General features: G+C 65.7%; 16 protein-coding genes. 12 read left to right on the top strand and 4 right to left on the bottom strand.

The features are described 5' to 3' along the window. Window positions 1-125 precede the first annotated feature (125 nt). Complete coding sequence (locus BJF83_RS22190) at window positions 126-1,631, bottom strand: CHAP domain-containing protein (protein ID WP_143832033.1); 1,506 nt, start codon at window positions 1,629-1,631, stop codon at window positions 126-128. Between the two features lie 772 nt (window positions 1,632-2,403). On the opposite strand from BJF83_RS22190, the gene BJF83_RS22195 reads away from it, so the two are divergent. From BJF83_RS22195 to BJF83_RS22210, 4 genes are all read left to right on the top strand, one after another. After that, the gene (locus BJF83_RS22195; protein WP_262391758.1) at window positions 2,404-3,507 is read left to right on the top strand and encodes a site-specific integrase; all 1,104 of its coding nucleotides are present in this window, start codon (window positions 2,404-2,406) and stop codon (window positions 3,505-3,507) included. 511 nt (window positions 3,508-4,018) lie between these two features. Continuing rightward, a complete protein-coding gene (locus tag BJF83_RS22200) occupies window positions 4,019-4,363 on the top strand; it encodes a hypothetical protein (RefSeq protein WP_075927840.1) in 345 nt (114 codons plus the stop codon). Window positions 4,364-4,385: 22 nt separating this feature from the next. Further along, the gene (locus tag BJF83_RS22205; protein ID WP_075927841.1) at window positions 4,386-6,809 is read left to right on the top strand and encodes a hypothetical protein; all 2,424 of its coding nucleotides are present in this window, start codon (window positions 4,386-4,388) and stop codon (window positions 6,807-6,809) included. Window positions 6,810-7,072: 263 nt separating this feature from the next. Further along, window positions 7,073-8,116, top strand: a complete 1,044-nt coding sequence (locus BJF83_RS22210) for a PQQ-binding-like beta-propeller repeat protein (RefSeq protein ID WP_262391759.1) — start codon at window positions 7,073-7,075, stop codon at window positions 8,114-8,116. 146 nt (window positions 8,117-8,262) lie between these two features. Here BJF83_RS22210 and BJF83_RS22215 read toward each other — a convergent pair whose 3' ends face one another. Together BJF83_RS22215 and BJF83_RS22220 are read right to left on the bottom strand one after the other, a co-directional pair. Beyond that, window positions 8,263-8,448, bottom strand: a complete 186-nt coding sequence (locus BJF83_RS22215) for a DUF397 domain-containing protein (protein ID WP_075927842.1) — start codon at window positions 8,446-8,448, stop codon at window positions 8,263-8,265. After that, entirely contained in the window at window positions 8,448-9,320 is an 873-nt protein-coding gene (locus BJF83_RS22220) for a helix-turn-helix transcriptional regulator (RefSeq protein WP_075927843.1), read from the bottom strand. The genes BJF83_RS22215 and BJF83_RS22220 overlap by 1 nt, the downstream gene beginning before the upstream one ends. A gap of 281 nt (window positions 9,321-9,601) precedes the next feature. Here BJF83_RS22220 and BJF83_RS22225 point away from each other — a divergent pair, with 281 nt between their 5' ends. From BJF83_RS22225 to BJF83_RS22250, 7 genes are all read left to right on the top strand, one after another. Further along, window positions 9,602-10,102 (top strand): ATP-binding protein, encoded by a 501-nt coding sequence (locus BJF83_RS22225; protein ID WP_075927844.1) that lies wholly within the window; start codon window positions 9,602-9,604, stop codon window positions 10,100-10,102. Between the two features lie 144 nt (window positions 10,103-10,246). Continuing rightward, window positions 10,247-10,462: a BldC family transcriptional regulator gene (locus BJF83_RS22230; protein WP_075927845.1), complete on the top strand. Its 216-nt coding sequence runs from the start codon at window positions 10,247-10,249 to the stop codon at window positions 10,460-10,462. 280 nt (window positions 10,463-10,742) lie between these two features. After that, window positions 10,743-11,648, top strand: a complete 906-nt coding sequence (locus BJF83_RS22235; protein WP_262391760.1) for a glycosyltransferase family 1 protein — start codon at window positions 10,743-10,745, stop codon at window positions 11,646-11,648. Then, a complete protein-coding gene (locus BJF83_RS22240; protein WP_075927846.1) occupies window positions 11,645-12,343 on the top strand; it encodes a hypothetical protein in 699 nt (232 codons plus the stop codon). The genes BJF83_RS22235 and BJF83_RS22240 overlap by 4 nt, the downstream gene beginning before the upstream one ends. 11 nt (window positions 12,344-12,354) lie before the next feature. Further along, a complete protein-coding gene (locus BJF83_RS22245; protein ID WP_262391761.1) occupies window positions 12,355-13,530 on the top strand; it encodes a glycosyltransferase family 1 protein in 1,176 nt (391 codons plus the stop codon). After that, a complete protein-coding gene (locus BJF83_RS29875; RefSeq protein ID WP_262391762.1) occupies window positions 13,527-13,799 on the top strand; it encodes a hypothetical protein in 273 nt (90 codons plus the stop codon). The genes BJF83_RS22245 and BJF83_RS29875 overlap by 4 nt, the downstream gene beginning before the upstream one ends. Continuing rightward, a complete protein-coding gene (locus BJF83_RS22250; RefSeq protein ID WP_262391763.1) occupies window positions 13,715-14,425 on the top strand; it encodes a hypothetical protein in 711 nt (236 codons plus the stop codon). Before BJF83_RS29875 ends, BJF83_RS22250 begins: the two co-directional genes overlap by 85 nt. Here BJF83_RS22250 and BJF83_RS22255 read toward each other — a convergent pair. Continuing rightward, complete coding sequence (locus BJF83_RS22255; RefSeq protein ID WP_262391764.1) at window positions 14,379-14,795, bottom strand: ATP-binding protein; 417 nt, start codon at window positions 14,793-14,795, stop codon at window positions 14,379-14,381. The genes BJF83_RS22250 and BJF83_RS22255 overlap by 47 nt on opposite strands. A 128-nt stretch (window positions 14,796-14,923) precedes the next feature. Here BJF83_RS22255 and BJF83_RS22260 point away from each other — a divergent pair, with 128 nt between their 5' ends. Continuing rightward, a complete protein-coding gene (locus tag BJF83_RS22260) occupies window positions 14,924-15,820 on the top strand; it encodes an FkbM family methyltransferase (RefSeq protein ID WP_075927848.1) in 897 nt (298 codons plus the stop codon). The last annotated feature ends 2,023 nt before the right edge of the window (window positions 15,821-17,843 follow it).

Raw genomic sequence — 17,843 nt, forward strand, 5'->3', positions numbered from 1 at the left:
GCGCGGCATCGCGACCCGCTTCGACAAGATCCCGGAGAGCTACGAGGCCGGGCTGCACCTATGCGGTGCGATGCTCTGGCTCCGCAGCATCGCACCGCGCCCATAACTCGAACTCCAGACAGGACCTAGACGACCGCGGTGTAGGTACCGCTCACACTGATGGAGTGCGTCTCGAACACGCCTGGGGCATTGGTGCCGTACCAGAGGCTGTCGTGGTCGCCACCCGGGCCGTACCACAGGACATCGAAGGCCCCGTCACCGTCGAAGTCTCCGGGAATCGGTTCGTAGGTTCCGTGAACGCTCGCATCGATCCCTGTGGTGAAGGTTCGGTTCCCTTGTCCGAGCCAGATGGTGTCGCGGTCCGAACCGGGCCCGTACCAGAAGACGTCGTCGCCCGCGGCCCCGTCGAAGTTCCCTGAGAAGGGCTGGTAGGTGCCGTTGACGGAGATCGCCTGTGTCGAGAAGGTGCCCTTGGTTCCTGTGCCGAACCAGAGAGCGTCATGGTCTGTTCCCGGGCCGTACCAGAGCACGTCGCCGTGTCCGTCGGCGTCGAAGTCGCCCGCCAGCGGGGTGTAGGTGCCGTTGACGTTCACGTCGAAGCCGGTGGCGAACTTGGTCGAGCGGCTCCCGCTGCCGAACCACATGGTGTCGCGGTCCGAACCCGGGCCGTACCACAGGATGTCGTCCTGGCCGTTTCCGTTGAAATCCGCGACGATGGGGGTGTAGTGACCGCTGACGTTGACGCTTCGGGTCTCGAAGACGCCCTTGGTAGCGGTGCCGTACCAAAGGCTGTCGTGGTCGCCACCCGGGCCGTACCAGAGGACGTCCGCGTGCGAATCGCCGTCGAAGTCTCCGAGAACGGGGAGGTAGTCCCCGTTCACCTCGATATCGACCCCTGTCACGAAACCTCTCTGGCCGCTGCCGAACCACATAGTGTCTCGGCCTGCCCCCGGGCCGTACCACAGGATGTCGGAGGTGCCGTTTCCGCTGAAATCGGAGCGTGGGATATCGACGGGTTCGGGGTTCTGGCCACCTGCGTCGACTCCGAAGTGGACGAACTCCGATATGCCCAGAGCAGAGGGTGTTCCGGTCCGGGTGCCGTAGTTTCCCGGGCTCGCGTAGTTGTACTCGGAGACGGTGATGGTGCCGTTTGAGTGGACTGATTCCACGAACGAGACGTGACCGTATCCTCCAGCGGTGGAGGTGTTTACTGCGGCGGCCGCGTATGTGGGGGTGGTGCTCACCGTGAGCCCCTCTTTGCCGCCGGCCAGCGCAGCCCACTGCCCGCCGTTGCCCAGCCCGCGGGTGCTGCTGTCGGGGACTCCCAAGGACTGGAGTTTCCAGGCTACGTAGTCGGTGCAGTTGCGGTAGGCGTAGCCGTACGGTGACCACTCGTTGCCTGATGAGTCGGTCCACGTGTACGTGGACGGGTTCGTTCCTGGGCCGTGGTAGGTCGCGTAGGGGTAGCCGCCCGAGTTGGCCTCTGCGTGGTCGGGTTCGAGAACAGCGGTCGAGGCCATGAACAGTAGGGCGAGAAGGATGATCGCTAGGGAGCGTGTCGTTGTGCCGATACGTGTCGTGAGCAGTGGTCGGCCTTTCGTCAGTATTGGGAGCCAGGGGTGGGCCTGCACGCGTGGGACGGTGAGCGGGACCGCTCACTTGGCCGAAGGTCAGGGCTCGGGAGATCGGGTGGGCTTCCGCTGACGTGCGTACGATTGGCGGGTCGTGCCCAGAGCTGATTTCCCTGAGGTTGCTCGGGTCCTGTTTTGCAGGTGCATGCGTGGTCTGACCCCGGTTTCTTCCGCCGGAGGGAGTGGTGGCTAGGCCATCATGACCGATGAGGCGCGCGTTTTCAGGTGAATGGCCAATTCTGGGAGCTAACGGGTGGAGGTGTGGCCATTGTGCTGCGTGTGAGTACGCGGGTTTGCTGTCTCTGGCGGTTTGTCCTGTCTGACTGCGCCGGAGGTAAGAAGTACCCCGACGGGGGCGGGGTGGAGTTGTTTCGTGCCGGGTGTGATGGAGGCTGTGGTGTGTGCCGGGATCGCCTTCCGTCACCTGTTCACCCTCGGATGGTGCCCTTGCTCCTCTGAGCGCCCGTCGGTCTCGGTGTCGTTTCTCCAGGCCCCGGTGGTGGTGAGACTGGGCTCGGGGGTGGCGGTCATGGGGTCTGGTTCGGTGTTCAAGCGGTGCGGGTGCCGCGCTTCTGGTGTTGGTGAGCAGGTGTGTCCGGGGCTGAGGCGGCGGGGGCATGGGAGTTGGTACTTCGCGGTAGATCTGGGACATCTGCCGGGGGAGCGGTGTCGGGTGCGTCGTGGTGGGTTCGCCTCCCGTGAGGCCGCACGCGCCGCCCTACGTCGAGCCCAGGGTCTTGACACAGCCGAGAGGGATCCGGCGGCGTGGACGGTGACCGAGTGGCTCCAGCACTGGCTGGACACCCGGACCCGGTTGCGACCGCGCACCCGGAACGGGTACGCCGAGCACATCGACCGCTACCTGACCCCGCACCTGGGCGGTGCGCTGTTGAGCGAGTTGACTCCCGGCCTGGTGCAGCAGGCCTTCGACGCGATCTCCTACCACACCACGCCGACCGGAGATCGGCTCTCCCCGGCGACGGTGCAGCGGGTGCGGGCCACGCTGAGGGCGGCGTTGAACACCGCGGTACGCGAACGCCTGCTCCCTTCGAACCCCGCCCGAGGCCTGCGGTTGGAGCCCGGGACGGGAGCACGACCGGTGGTGTGGACCGACCAGGCCGTGGCCGAGTGGCGCCATGGCGGTGTGCGTCCGGCGGTGGCGGTGTGGACGAAGGAGCAGACCCGCCAGTTCCTGGACTTTGCCTCGGATCATCGGTTGTACGCGTTGTTCCACCTGGTGGCGTTGACGGGGTTGCGGCGCGGCGAGGTCGTGGGTTTGCGGTGGGAGGACGTTGATCTGGTCAAGGGGACGGTCCGTGTCGCGCGTCAGCTCCAGTCCAACCGGGGTGGGTTGGTGGAGTTGGCGCCCAAGAGCGCGGCGAGCCGCCGGATGGTGGCCCTGGACCACACCACGACCGGGGTGTTGCGCCGCCACCAGTGGCGGCAACAGCAGGAGGCACAGGCGCGCGGGCAGGAGTGGGATCCGCGCGAGTTCGTGTTCACCGGGGCGCGTGGAGGCCCGTTGGCTCCAGAGCGTCTGTCGCGCCTGTTCCGGAAGCTGAACGACGAGAGCGGGCTACCGCCGGTGCGGTTGCACGATCTGCGTCACGGGGCGGCGACATTGGCGTTGGCGGCCGGGGTGGAGTTGAAGGTGGTGCAGGCGATGCTGGGGCACGCGAGCATCGTGCTGACCGCGGACACCTACGCGAGTGTGCTGCCGGAGGTGGCCAGGGAGGCGACGGAGCGGACCGCGTGGCTGGTGCTGCGCGATTCCGGGAGGGTTCGTCGGTGTGCGCGAGCGCGCAGGGGGCGTCGGGTCCTGGACTCAGCTTGGACCCACCCTGGACCCATCAGCACGAATTCTCGCCTGAGCTGAAGCGGCTCACCCCGTCTGACCTGGGGTTTTGTGGCGCACCCGGCAGGATTCGAACCTGCGGCCATCGGATTAGAAGTTGCCGCCACGTGTCTTTTCGTGCCGTTTCGTGTCACCCCATCCGATCCGTCGTGCCGTCTGAGGCCGTGTGATGTCGCCGGGTGTCGTGTCAGTACGGAACTGAAGAGCACGAACGGAGCACGAAACGGTGGTGGGCGGCGTCCGATGGCACCTTGCGAGGTCCGCGGTGCGCAGCTGGCACCTTCCCTGTGCTGACGTTGGACAGGTTGGGCAGCCTTCTGGGGCCGTCTGACACTAGCGGCACGTTAGCTGGCCGGAGCGAGCTCGTCGGCCTCCATCCCTGGCTCGAAGTGGGCTGGTCCGTCGGATGTCCGAATCCGGCCATGTGGTTTGATCCAGCTTGTACGGGTTTGATTCTGTCTGCGGCTACCCGTAGCGATACCTTGTGACTCATGATCAAGCAAGTTAGGCCACACGGGAATGAGGTGCATCGATGACCGAGGCCGGGGTTGACCCCAACGAGGCGCACGAAGGTGGAACGGCTGCCGCGAATGCAGCAGCTCTCCTACATGACTTGCCCGAGGATTTCGATCAGCTCGTCCGCATGACCCAGTCGATCATGAACGCAGCCCCAGGTGTCGAAGGCTGGAACGCGTTCGGTGGCGACCATGAGGTCCACATGATGGACGTCAAAGAACACGCCGACACCCTCGCGCGCAACATCCAGGCAGGCGCCACGGAAGGAGCCCGGACGGACGAAGCTTCCTCCGAAGATTTCGCGTCCGCCTCCTCCGAACTCAATCGCCCCGTCAACTTCGGCCCCAGCTTCATCAGGTAGCCCCCAACCAGCGGACAGAAAAATGGCGGATCTCGAATACACCCCATGCCAGATCGACCCGGGCTGGCTCATCTCCCACCAGCAAGCCTGGGAGGACCTGCATGCTCGGATCAGCGGCCGATCGAACGAATTCTCCACGATCGCTCAGCCGGTCGCACTCCACTTCTCCGGGCTCATCAGCACGGAATTGCGAGGAACAGCGGAGGAGAATCGTGAAGCGTGGTCCAGTTCACTGATGGCATGTACCCATGCCTACGGAGTGATCTCGAAAGTCCATGGCGACGTTCAGTGGTATGACCGGCGCATCGATGAGATCAGGGAAGGTCTAAGGTGGGCGATCCGCTACAGAGGGTCGACCGAAGAGTCTGAGATCGTCGAACAGTATAACGAGATGGCCGACCAGGCATGGCGAGCCCTGGAACGTAGGTGTAACGACTCCGAGGACATGCTGCGGGATGGGCCCACGCCGGAGAATATCCGAGCACTGACGGAGGCGGGTCACCTTCCGGGAGGTGCGGGTGGCATCGGCTACCACACCACCGAGGACCTGGATTATTACCACATCACCAACGAGGACGCCGAAACTTTCCTGATTCATATCGAGCAGGGAATGGAGCACGGCTATGGCGGAAGCCTGGAAACGCTGGATGAGATCAGCCTTGCCCTGCTGAACCTCGTCAGTCGGCGGGCCGTGGAAGCGAGGGAAGCGGGCGAACGCCTTCCCGATAACGAGATGGCGTTCCTGCAAACGATCATCGACGGTTTGGCAGAGAGCGGCGATCCGCGAGTGGACTCCGATTTCATGGGCTTCCTCGCTGAGATGGATGGGAACGAACATCTGAGCGGGACGCTCAAGAACGATCTTCGCCTGTCACTGTCCAACGCCATGCTGGCACTGTCGAATGAGGAGCTCGGTGGCGGGTACGACAGACTGCCTGAGGACGTTCTCGATGTCGTGGACGGCATGGAGGACCCTGACCCCTTCCCCAATAGCGGATACGGCGTTCTCGGGTCCACCATCGAGTGGCAGTCCGACTTCACCCGTCTGATGAACTTCTTGGGTGCCTCCGGGTCCGGTGTAGTCGGAGGAACGGAGTTCTCTGTCACTCTCATGGGGACTGCCGCAGACCATCTCGACCTTACGGAAAGTGCCGCCTTGTCCATCACGGACAGCCCTTTCGGTACAGCGCTCGACGTCGCCTCCCGGAACCCAGACGCAAACCACATCATGCTCACGGGGAGATACCCAGGTGAGTACGGACCCGACGGCGAGTATGAGGACGGGGCCGTCTATGAACACCACGAGAACCACACACACATGACCCCAGAGAGGTTCCTCGAAGAGCTGTACACCTTCGACTGGGGTGACGACGGACGTCAGGTGCGCGGGATCACCGACTGGATCGACGATTACCAGGCGAGTGACGACCCCGAACAGAACCGGATGGCGTCTGATGCTTTCCTCGCCTTGGTCGACACCGTCACCTCGGACGAAATGCAAGAGGTCCTCAGTCAGACGGGCCATGACATCGAAGATGAGAACCACGACGTGACCTGGAGAAACGTGTCCTTCGGGCATCTGAATCCAGAGATCGCTGACTCCTTCGCTGAGCTCTTCCTGGCTAATATCGATGTGATGGAGAGCTCCGCCGGATTCAACATCACTGGTGGGCAGGACCCGACCGTTCACCAGATCGAAAACGGCTATGATCGAAACGGTAATCTGCGCCTTGACCCTGCGGACCGACTCGCCTTCGCCGAGTACATCATGGGCAGCGAGGAAGCCGCAGTGCGGTTGCACAGCGCGTCGTTCTTCAGGTCCGAGGAGGGGATGGCAGACTACTTCAGCCAGTTCCCCCCGGAGCGCGGCGAAGCCCGGGAATCTGGAATCCTCAGGGCGCTGGTGGAGACTGCCCTTCAAAACGAGCACGAAAACAGGGTGAACAACACCAACGGTGCCATTGACTATCAGAATGCTGTGATGAGTGGAAGCGTCGATCTTGCTGCTGCAGCCTTCAGCGAGATCGACGCCCCTGGTGTCTCCACTATCGCTGAAGTGATGAAACTCGGTTTCAAGGCAGTGTTGGAAGAGGAACATATCGAAGTCTCTCGGGACGCCAGTGGCGACTTCAGTCCTATGGCGCTAGAGATCCGGTCCACCCTGCACGCCGCGAACGTCCTGGAAGAACAGGGACTCATCGAGATCGGGGGTGTCGATCAGATGCGCGATCCCGATACGGGTCAGATCAGCATCGACCCCCAGCACTGGAGAGATGGCTCAGAGTCACTGGAGTCAGAAGAAGTGGTCGGCCATATCGACACGATGCACACGGCGATCTGGGAGACTGTCTGGCCCGGTGCTGAAACGGCGACAGCCAAGGAAATGATTGATGATTTCACAGGGGTTTACGGCGACGCGGTCACGGCCCTGGAGAACATTGGATGAATGACGGGCTCGGTCGGTTGGTTTCTCAGATGAAGATGTCCAGGATGTCTCTCCGGCGTGGTACGTGGACCATGGGCACTGCCTTGGTGCTGCTGACGGCCTCCTGTAGTCAGGGTGGTACTGATCCGGAGAGTCCGGGGGGAACCAGTGGTGCGGACGTTCCTGCCCCGGGTCAGATCAGCTCAGTCTCCGAAGTGGGTTGGGATTGGGAGTCTCCCGAGGGGGCGCAAGCTACTGACGTGCACCCCACACCCGTCGGGGCTGTGGTGGAACTGGAAGCCGGCTTGATCGGGCTTCGCGGCGACACGGGGGAGGAACTGTGGAGGTACCCTGCCTCCGACGACGAGGATGTTGGCGCCGAAATCTCGGCTGACGGCACCCACGCTGTCGTGCGCTCCATCGCTGACGATGCGGAACCCACTGCGGTTCTACTCGACACCACCACTGGCGCGATCGTTCAGGAGGTCATCGGATGGGACGGTCAATCGCTACTGGTCGACGATGAACGTCAGGTTCGGAGGCACTTCGACGGGGACGGTCTACTGGTCGAGGTAGCTGACCTGGTAGAGGGGCAAGCCCTATGGGGTCAGGAGGAACCCGCCTCGTGTACGGCCGGTGGGCTCTCCCGGCAGGTCAGTTCCATCGTCCACCCCGCCGCGATCGTCCTGGTCGTGTACTGCGCCGACGACGTGTCTGAGGGAGCCCTCTACTCCCCGAGCCAACAGGCCACTCATGCCCTTGTCGCGCTGGATCCTGGCAGTGGCGAGGAACTGTGGCGGTATGAGTCCACTGAGGAGGACACCGAAGGCTTTCTTCCTGATCCTGAAGTCGCCCGGTTCGGTGACGTGCTCGTGGCCCGCTTTCCGGGGGTGAGTGATCATCTGCTTTTCGACATAGTGGACGGTGACCTTGTCGCGGAGAGCCCCGGCCCTGTTCTCGACGTGACTGAAGAGACGTACTTGGCCCGTGGGGGACAGGAAGGGGATTCTTCCTATGAGCTCCGAGGGTTCGATGGCCAGGTCCTTTACTCGGTCGCTGCGGATCCGGTGGATGCCGTGGTGGCCTTGGATGAGGGCATGGTGAGGGTTCGGATGGAGCGTGGCCCGGACGGTGACCCCATCGATGCCGAGGTCACCCTTTGGGAGGAAGGGGAGGGCACTGTGGTGGAGACGGGGCTGGTCGTGGAGTCCGCGAGTAGGTCCGAACCGGGCCGTCTGCTCAGGGTTCCAGGTGCCGTGCTCTTGTACCCGCCGGTCGCCCCAGCAACGGGAGCCGACGAGATCGGACACATCGTCGCCCTTCAGTGAGCTGGTCTGAGTTGTACTGCTCCGTGCCGCGTGTGGGCCGGGATCGCCTCCCGTCAACCGTGTGGGGTGTTCGTAGAGGGTGCCAGAAATCGACGCACGTTGGCCCCCGGAGGAGGAGTTCCGGGGGCCAACGCGACGTGGAAGGGTCAGCGGCCCTGGCTTTTTACCCGGGCGAGGAAGCCGCGCCACTCCGAGACAGGGAAGGCCAGCTGCGCGTCGTCGGGGTGCTGGGAGTCGCGGACGGCGGAACCGGTCGGCAGCTCCGCCACCTCGACACAGTTCTGCGCTCCTCCACCGCTGTAGGAGGACTTGCGCCACGACAGGTTCTGCATCAGTGTTCACTCTCTAACGCCACCAGGACACCCTGGAGGAACTCACGTGACTGAGCCGGAGTGGACGCCGCGTTGTGCACCTCGTGCCACATGGCGTTGTACCGGGCCAGCTCAGGATCGGTCTCTACGAACAGACTATCCGTAGGAGTCTCGGCGAACCCGATCGAAGGGTCCAGGGGTTCGGGGAAGTCCATGATGACGAAGCTGCCGATCGTCGCGGCATGTAGCCCTGCGCTGAACGGCAGCACATGGATGTGGATGTTCGACCGAGTCGACACCTCCACCAGGTGCTCAAGCTGCTCCCGCATGATGTCGAGATCGTGAGGCTGTCGGCGCAGCGCGGCCTCGTCGATCACCGCGTAGTACTCCGGCGGATAGAACCTGGTCAGGATCTGCTGTCGTTCCATCCTGGCGTCCACGTGCCGCTTGATCTCGGTGTCGTCCAGCGCCGCAGTGCCTCGAGCGAGCGCGTCCGCGTAGCGAGGCGTCTGGAGTAGTCCGGGGACGACCTGGCACTCGTAGGTGCGGATCACCGACGCTTCGGCCTCGAAATCGGGCAGAGCGTGTTCGCCGAACACATCGCGGTAGCGCGACCACCACCCTCGCTCACCCGCCTCCCGGGCGAGGGTGTGCATAGCTTCCCGGGTGCCCTCGTCGGTGATCTTGTACAGATCCATCAGGGCGTCCAAGTCGGCCGTCTTGACGGTCTTGAGGTCGCTGGTCTCGATCCTGCCCAGACGGCTCTTGGGGATACGGGTGCTCTGGGCTGCCTGCTCCAACGTCATCTTGCTCTTGGTGCGTAGGCGCCGAAGCTCCGCCGACAGTCGCCGTCGACGCACGCTGGGGCTGTGGGTGCGTGGTACTCGTCTCATGGCACCGATCCTAACCTTCCCTGTCGAATCAAGGATTCCTCTTGACAGTTGGGAATCCCAAGTCATTATTGAAGAGGGTTGGCGAACCAGAGCATCCTGGTTCGTTCTCGATCTTCCAGTGCCTGCACGCTATCCCGGTGGCCAGGCGGGTGTGAGGGGGTCGAGCGCAGATGAGGTGGATCGGAGGAGCTTCGCCCAAGAAACGACGAAGTCCCGGCGACTGTTGCTTCAGCCCCGGGACGCGGTCATCCTCATGCGCTCTCGACACATCAGGTGACAACATGCAGAAGATTACCCGGATCGGGACAGGTCGGGACAGCATCCCTGACCCTTCTACTGGTCTGCCGCGCAGGATCAGCTGCGAGGACCCCAACACGTGGATCGCGGAGTTCGGACCCGAACCCGAACACGTCCGATCAGCCGCCCGCTGGCTGCTCCGCGCGTCGGAGCCGCCGCCGGTAGAGCCCCAACCACTGCTGACCGCACTGGGCATCCTTCACCACAACGCGCTCCAACACACCGCCTCCGGACTCCCCGGCGGAACGGTGCGCATCAGCCTCACCCGCAAGCCCTTCTCCTACCGGCTCGCGGTCACCGACAACGGACCCCGGCCAGGCGAGCCACTCACCTTCCCAGTACCCCCTGAGAACCCTGACCCGGGCATCGGCACGGGGCTCCACCGCCTCGCTGACCTCGCGCTGTTCTGGGAGTGGGACGGCTGTGCCGGAGGCCCCCTCACCGTCTGGGGGATCTTCGACCGTCCCCCACGACCTCTGATCTGAGGGACCACGTCCCGGCGCCCGAAACGGCATGTACCACGGCCACCCTCCGGCTCGCCCGAGGCCGCGCCGCGCGAGCACCGGGCACACGTCCGGCGGCACACAGCTGAACTCCCTACCCTGCTCTCTTCTTCACGGAGAACACCTATGCCCAACGAACACTCAACCCCGCAACCGCTGATCAGCGGCCCCGTGCTGACCCCAACGGACGTCGCCCGAACCTTTCGAGTGGATTCCAGGACTGTCTCCCGCTGGGCCAAGGAAGGCCGGATCACCAGCTTCCGAACCCCCGGTGGCCACCGCCGCTTCCTCAAGCACGAGGTGGACGCGCTGCTGGCCGCGAGCACCTTCCTCGCCCACTGACTCCGTTGCCGACGAAGAAAGCAGTCCCCATGTCCAGGTCCCTGCTGTACCTGCTCAACGTCTCCAACGCTTCCCGGCTCAGCGCCGACTCCGGATGGATCTACGCCGACATCCTCACCCGCGCCCTGACCGACGCCGGATGCGACATCACCCTGGTCTGCCCTACCCCGGTCAGCGACCCCCGCGTGCGCCATATGGTGCCCCCACCCACCGCTACCAGCAAGTACCGGGTGCGCGTCACCCACGACGTCGGCTACCTCGCCCAACTCCTGCGCGCCACGTGCCCGGACACGATCGTGGTCAACCAGATCGAAGCCACCCCCGCGGTGCGCGCGGCCATGCTCGACGCCCACAGCACCGCCCAGGCGTCGGCTACTGCCACTACCTGCCCTTCTCCCTGGACGAACACGGACGCCTGGTCAAGGACCCCGCCTTCAGCGACGGCGGCCTCGAACTGCCCATCCGCCTCGCCTTCGCCAGCGGCCTGGCCGCCTGCGACCGGATCCTCGTCCACTCCCGCACCGCCCACGACTGGACCCTTGCCGCCTCCGACACCTACCGCGCCAACATCCACGACCGAGTCCACATCGTGCCCCCGCCCCGCGACCCCCGGCTCGTCCGCGCCGACGCCACCGCACCCGAACACGCCCTGGGCCTGTACAACCACCGGCTCTACGCCCACTACGGCACCGACCACTTCATCGACCTGGCCCGCCGGGTCACCGGCAACGGGCTCCTACTACGGGTGATGGACCTCTTCGGCCGCCGCGACCCCGACCGCGTCGCCCTGGACCCCAGCCCCGAACACGCCCTGGCCCGCCTCAGCGCCACCCCCGGTATCACCATCTGCACCGACGGAGGCGACCGCGACCGCTACCGCACCCTGCTCGCCGACACCACCGTCGGGTTCGCGCCGTTCCGGCCCGGGTGCACGTGGTCGATGTCGATCATCGACCTGCACGCCATGGGCGTCCCCGTCGTCGCACCCCGCATGGCCTGGATGGCCGAAGCAATCCACGAGGACCTGCTCTTCGACCCAGCCGACCTCGACAAGGCGACCAAGATCGTCGACCGGCTCGTGGAGGACCCCGCCTTCTGGCACGCCCACAGCCGCCACGCCCACGACTCCACCCGCCACCTGACCCCCGAACAGGTCGCCGCCGACTACCTGGAGGCGCTCCAGTGAATCCCCACCCCGACGCGGTGATGCTCTCCTACGACGAGCCCCTCGCCAACGACCTGCACACCCACCTTGAACGCGTCCTGGACCGACCGGTCAAACGCCTGCACGGCGTGGTCGGCATGCGCCGCGCCTACCAACTGGCTGCCGAACTCGCCGATACCGACACCTTCCTGCTCGCCGACGGCGACTTCCACATCCACCCCACCTTCACCCCCGACCCTGAGCCCCTGCCCGAGGGTGTGGCGATGCGGGTGTGGAAGGCCACCAACCCCGCCACCGGCCGCACCTACGGCTACGGCGGCATGAAGCTCATCCGCCGCGACTCCCTCCGCCGCCTGGGCGAGGCCGTCGACGTCCTGGCCGCCCTGCCCGGCAGGGTCGAGTTCTCCACCCAGGTCGCGGGCACCACCCGCTTCGACCAGAGCCCCTACCACGCCTGGAAGGCTGCCTTCCGCGAGGTCGCGATGCTCACCCGGGGCTGCGAGTACGGGGCCGACCCCGACACCACCCGCGAACAGATCCGCGCCTGGACCTCCCCTGTCGGAGGCCGGTTCACCTCGTGGGTGCGGCTCGGTGCCGCCGATGGTGCCGAGTTCGCCCACGCCACACCCGCCAACAGCCCGGTTTGGCAACGGCTGAACGATCCCGTGTGGCTGCGCGCCCAGTTCGAGGCTGTCTCCGCTCGGGAGCGGCTTTGAGGCGGGCGGTGGTGTTGGTTGAACCGGCCACTGAGCATGCGGGCCACTGGCAGGACGCTCTCGTCCACCTCGCCGCGGCGGCCACCGGCGAGGGCCACCAGGCCGTCGTGGTCACCCTCAACGGACTGCCCGCACACATCCACGGCATCCTCCGGGAGCACGGGGCATTCGTGCTCACCCGGCCTGGCGGATCTGCGGGGAGGCTTCTCCTCTCGTTCGGGAAGACGGCGCATCGGGTCGCCGCGATCGCGCGACGCCTGCTGCCGCACCGCCGGTCGCCGCACCAGATCACCCTCGTTGCCCGGTGCTTAATCGAAGCGGCCTCCCTACGCACTTCCCGCCACCTACTCGGCAGTGTGCCCGGAGTTGTGGTGATCCTGACCGCCAGCGAGGCCCTCCACGGGATGGCCTACCTGCTGTCACGCACCCCGCACCTGCGGGTGGTCCACGAGGTGAACACCACCGAAGACCGCCCCCTACGGGCACTCGGGTACCTCGCTCCACCCATGCAGGTCGTCGCCGTGTGCCCCACTCGCGCAGTGGAAGGGGAGGTCCGTGAACGCTTCCCCGAGCTGCGGACCACCACCCACCCTTTCGCTCTGGCCACACCCCAGGAGCGGATCACCGACGACGAACGTGTCCAGGCTCGCCGCGCGCTCGGTATCCCTGACACGGTGCCGGTGCTGTGCCTGGTGGGTGGGTGGTGGCCCCACAAGGACATGACCACCACGGTTGCAGCGCTGGAACGCCTCACCCAGCCACTGCACGTCCTTGTCGCGGGCGAGCACACCGACCCGAACCTTCTACACCGGATCGCCGCAGCACCACAGGTCACGCTGAGGACCCTGCCCGGCCCACTCACATCCGCCGACATCCGCCAGGTCTACGCGGCCAGCAGCTTCACCGCTGTCCTGCGCCACCCCGGTGTGGGCAAGGAGTCCGGACTGGTCGCCGACTGCGCCCGACTCGGAGTCCCGCTCCTGGTCTCGGACCACGACCCCGACCTGACCCGCCGCGTCAGCGCCTGGGCCACGGTCCTCCCTCCCCGCGACCCGGTCGCGCTCGCCGACGCCCTCGTCCAGGCGGCAACGCACCCACCACCCACACCGTCGCCCAGCGCTGCCGAGGACCTCGGGCTCCGCACCCCACGCCAGATGCTCGCCCTCTTGAAGGAGCTGATGCCATGACCCCGCCCCTGATCGCCGTGATCGGCCCCCTCGAGACACCCCTGCTCCAAGCATGGATCGAGCACTACCGCACCCTCGGCATCGACGACTTCCACCTCGCCCTCCACCTGCCCGAACACGCTCTACCCGGCACCGAACACCGGCTACGCGAGGCTTTGGCCCGCTGCGGGATCGTCCCTGCCTGGTGGAACACGGCCCCTGGCACGAGACCACCAACGCCCACCTGCGCGACCGCCTCCGAGCCGAGGCCGGAGAGGAGTGGCACCTGATCGCTGACAGCGACGAGTTCCACACCTTCGCCACCTCGCTGGACGAAGCGATCGTCACCGCGGAACAGGCCGACCACACCGTCGTGCGGGGACTCATGCTCGACCGCGTCACCCGCACCGGAGAACTCACCGCCTGGCCCTCCCACGAACACACCACGACGGAGAAGAACGAAAGCCTGCGGGAAGATGTGGACGTCGCCTACCCCCTGGGAGGTTGGCTCACCCACCGGCTCCTGCTGGGCGACCCCCGCAAGATCGTCCTGGCCCGCGCCCACGTCCCCCTCGCCACGGGCAACCACCGCGCCCCCGGACACCACCCCGCCAACGGTCAGGTCGCCGTGGTGCACCACTTCAAATGGCGATCCGGGATCGAGGCCGACCTCAGGCGCAGGATCACCCGCTTCACCTCCGGTGCCTGGACCGAGACCAGCCCGGCCGTACGCCATGAGGCCGCCCGCTTCCTCACCCACCTGCGCGACAACAAGGGACGGATCGACACCGCCGACCCCGCACTCGCCTTCCGGCCCGTCACACTCGACCACACCCCGTCCACCTGGCAGGACGAGGCCCACCCGATCCTCACCCAGTGGCGGCCGGCCCGGTCGGGAACGAGCCAGGGGCGATGACCTCCTCACCCTCATCCTCGGGCGGATCGAACCGGGCCACGAAGTCCGCCAACGCGTCCGGAGTCACCGTCAACGCGTTGGCGTCCTGGCGGCGGTTCCGCTCGCCCAGCCGTCGCAGCAGCTCCTCCTGCTCCACGGGGAAGTACAGCAGCCGCCACCGGCCCCCTGAGGCCTCGATCAGCTTCTTCCACTCCTCCCGCTCCCCGCGTCGCCACAGACCGTGGTCCACCACCACGTCACGCCCCTGGGAGAGCAGCTCGCCCAGACGGTCGCGAACCCAGTCCACGACCGGGGCCTGACGCTCGAAGTACTCCCACTCCGGGTAGTCGACCCCGTACCGGCCATGCCGACGGTGGACCTCCTCATCCACCGACAACCGCACCACACCAGACGGCTCGAGCACCGTGCGCGCGTAGGCGTCTTGCCCGACCCGGTCAACCCGACCAGCAGAAACACCGTAGGAACCCGTCCCACACGCCCTCCTCCTCGGAGCCGCCGATGAAGTTCTTCACACGAGCAACTCTACGAACCACGATCCAACGCGCACCCGCCCTCATCCCCCAGTGCGCCATCCGCTGGCTGGACGACGACCTCCTACGCAACCCCGTCACCACCACTGCCTCGACACGGTTCGGCGCCCATGTCCCGGTCACCACCAGCGACATCATCCAGCGCTACCTCTACACGTTCGCCACCTGGGAACCCCACCTGACCGCGTGGATCACCCACCGCCTCAACGCGGGGGACACCTTCGTGGACGTGGGCGCGAACATCGGCTACTACACGATGCTCGCCTCACACCTCGTCGGCCCGACCGGACACGTCGCGGCGATCGAACCCGTCCCGCGCTTCCACCAGCACCTCCAGGCAACGCTCCTGCTCAACGAGGCGCACAACGTCCGCACCATCGACCAGGCTGTCGCGGCGGAACCCGGCCGTGTGGAGATGTTCCTGGCCGACCCGGGCAACCTCGGCGGCACCTCCACGGTCCGGCCACGGCACGTGCACGACGCCTTCCACGTCGACGCCGCACCGCTCCCGGACATCCTCACACCCGCCGAGATCCGCGATGCGCGGTTGATCAAGATCGACGTCGAAGGAGCCGAAGCCGCAGCGGTCCAGAGTCTGGCACCCCTCCTCGACCTGCTGCGGCCCGACGTCGAACTGATCATCGAGATCACACCGCGAACTCTGGCCAAACAGGGGCTGGCAGTCGAAGACGTGATCGGGCCACTACGGGCGGCGGGCTTTCATACCTACCGGATCGCCAACGACTACGACCCGATGACCTACCTCACGGCCATCGGAGCCCCGGAACCGCCGCGACGGTGGGAGCGGGAAGTCACCGAGATGAGCGACCTGGTGTTCTCCCGGATTGACGCCGCATACCTGTGACCCCAACCCCTCTTTTGGGGTTGGTGACTGTTCTGGGCGGAAGGGGTTGAAGTTTCTCCCCCATCCAAGCGACCATCGACCAGCCCTGACCAGGCTTGACACCCATTTCTCAGGAATTGTGGCGTGTTGTGTCTATTTGTGTGGGTTTGTGGGTGAGAAGCGCAGTTCCGAGGGCGCGCGACCTCGGAGCCATTGGCACTCGCCCGACCACGCAGGGACAGGGGACAGCCTCGCCTCGGGGCTGGAGAAGAAGAAATGGAAGGGGTGCCCTGGGTCGGTGCTGTGAACACCGGCCCAGGGCGTGATTCCCACCTGGATACATCAGGAGGAAATCGTGGGGAAGTCTATCGGGCGGCACCGCAAGCGCCGCCAGGGTTGGGGCGAACACGTGCGCTGGATGCTCGGCGCGGTGCTCGCCGCCGTGTTCTGCGGCCCCACAAGCCGCAACGCCCCGCCAACGTCAGAACCCGAGGATCGCCGATCTCCTCCGAAGCGGCGTGTTCGGGCAGACCAGCACGGCGTCTGTGAGAAGGCGGCGGGCGAGAGGCCGGGGGAGGCTTCGCGCACCCACCGGGGGTCTGGATTGCAAGGGGAAGCGTCTGTGGTGCCGCGTCAGAGGAACCCGTATACGGGGCGGCGTGGGTGGTGTGTGGACGACGATGGGGTGCGTGGGGTGCGTCCTTACCTTGCCCGAGCGGAGGCACGCTTCCTCCGCGACCGTACCGAAACGCCTGTAGAGGTTGGTCACGGCGACCTCCTGGCCGTCGTTCACGAGCCAGCGCCCGTGTCCGCTCCCGCTCCGGTTCCTGAGGGTGGCGGTGCGGGTGAGTTCGCTGAGCTGGCCCGCCTCGTACGCGATTGGCAGGACGTGGCCACCTGATCGGTGGGAGCGTGCGCTTCGGGGTGGTGCCGACCATGCTCGTGGTCGGCACCACCCCCGGGGGTTGTTCTTCGTTCTCGCCCTGGTGTCACAGGTCGGCCGTGCGCTATCAAAGGGGCGCAGCAAGAAGAGAATCCTGGAATGGTTTCGGGTGTGTATCGCGCCTGCCCGGGAGGGGTTGCTGAATCCCGAGTGAACACGATTTGAACCAGGGCCAACGGGTGGGCCGTCGTGCGGGCCAACACCTGGGCCGCCCCTGTGGCCCACCCCTCCAACAACATCTTCGCAGGTCACATGGGGTTCAGGTGGGCCGACGCGTGTCCAGACTCATACCCAAGTGGGTAGTGATCTTCGCGTAGGGGGCGGGGCCGCCCGCGACGAGCGCGAGGTGGCCCCGCCCGCACCTGCTCAAGGGCTCACTCTCCACCACGTCTGCGAAACGTCACCCGCCCCCTTTCCTGAAGATGTTCAAGACAAGCTTATTCTCGTGGAACCGGGTATTGCCGCCATTCTCCTCGACTTCTTTCCTTGCATTTTCAGGAATGAATTGACCCGAGGAGGGGCCTCCTGGATGGGGCGTGTTCGCCAGGGGCGGGATGGGTGGTCTCGTGGTGGGGTTGGGCGAGGTGGTCTGGCCCGACCATCGCACCGGCGACGCGGTCCGGTGTGTTCCGCGGTGGGCCTCGGACGGTGTCCTGTGACCGGTCCGGTAACTCCGCCGGTAAGTGGACCGGCAAGTGATCCTGTGACTGCGCCGGTAGGCGGGCCGCTTACAACGCCCACCCGCAGGCGACTATCCGCGCAGGTCAGGGCCGGTCTGGGTGGGCCGATCGCAATCCAGACTGATACCCAGTGGGTTCTGGTCTTCGCGTAGGGGGCGGGCGGCACCCCGCCGACGAGCGGCGGGCACAGCCCGCCCCTGTCCCTCGAGGAGGGCTCCCTGTGGGTTCCCCTCTCTCCCGTCTTGTTTCTTGATCTGCTCTTTCTTCCGTTTGTTGATCCGGGTGGAAGAGTCCGGGTGGTGGCGCGGTGGGTCGGCTGAGATCGGTCATGTCCCTTGGAGTGGTGTAACTCCGGGATGGGTGATCTGACCTGGACGGCTATAGCGACAAGGCGAGCCACCGTGTGACCGTCAAGTGAGAG

Origin of the sequence: Nocardiopsis sp. CNR-923, assembly GCF_001942255.1 — a bacterium.
Lineage (GTDB): Bacteria > Actinomycetota > Actinomycetes > Streptosporangiales > Streptosporangiaceae > Nocardiopsis.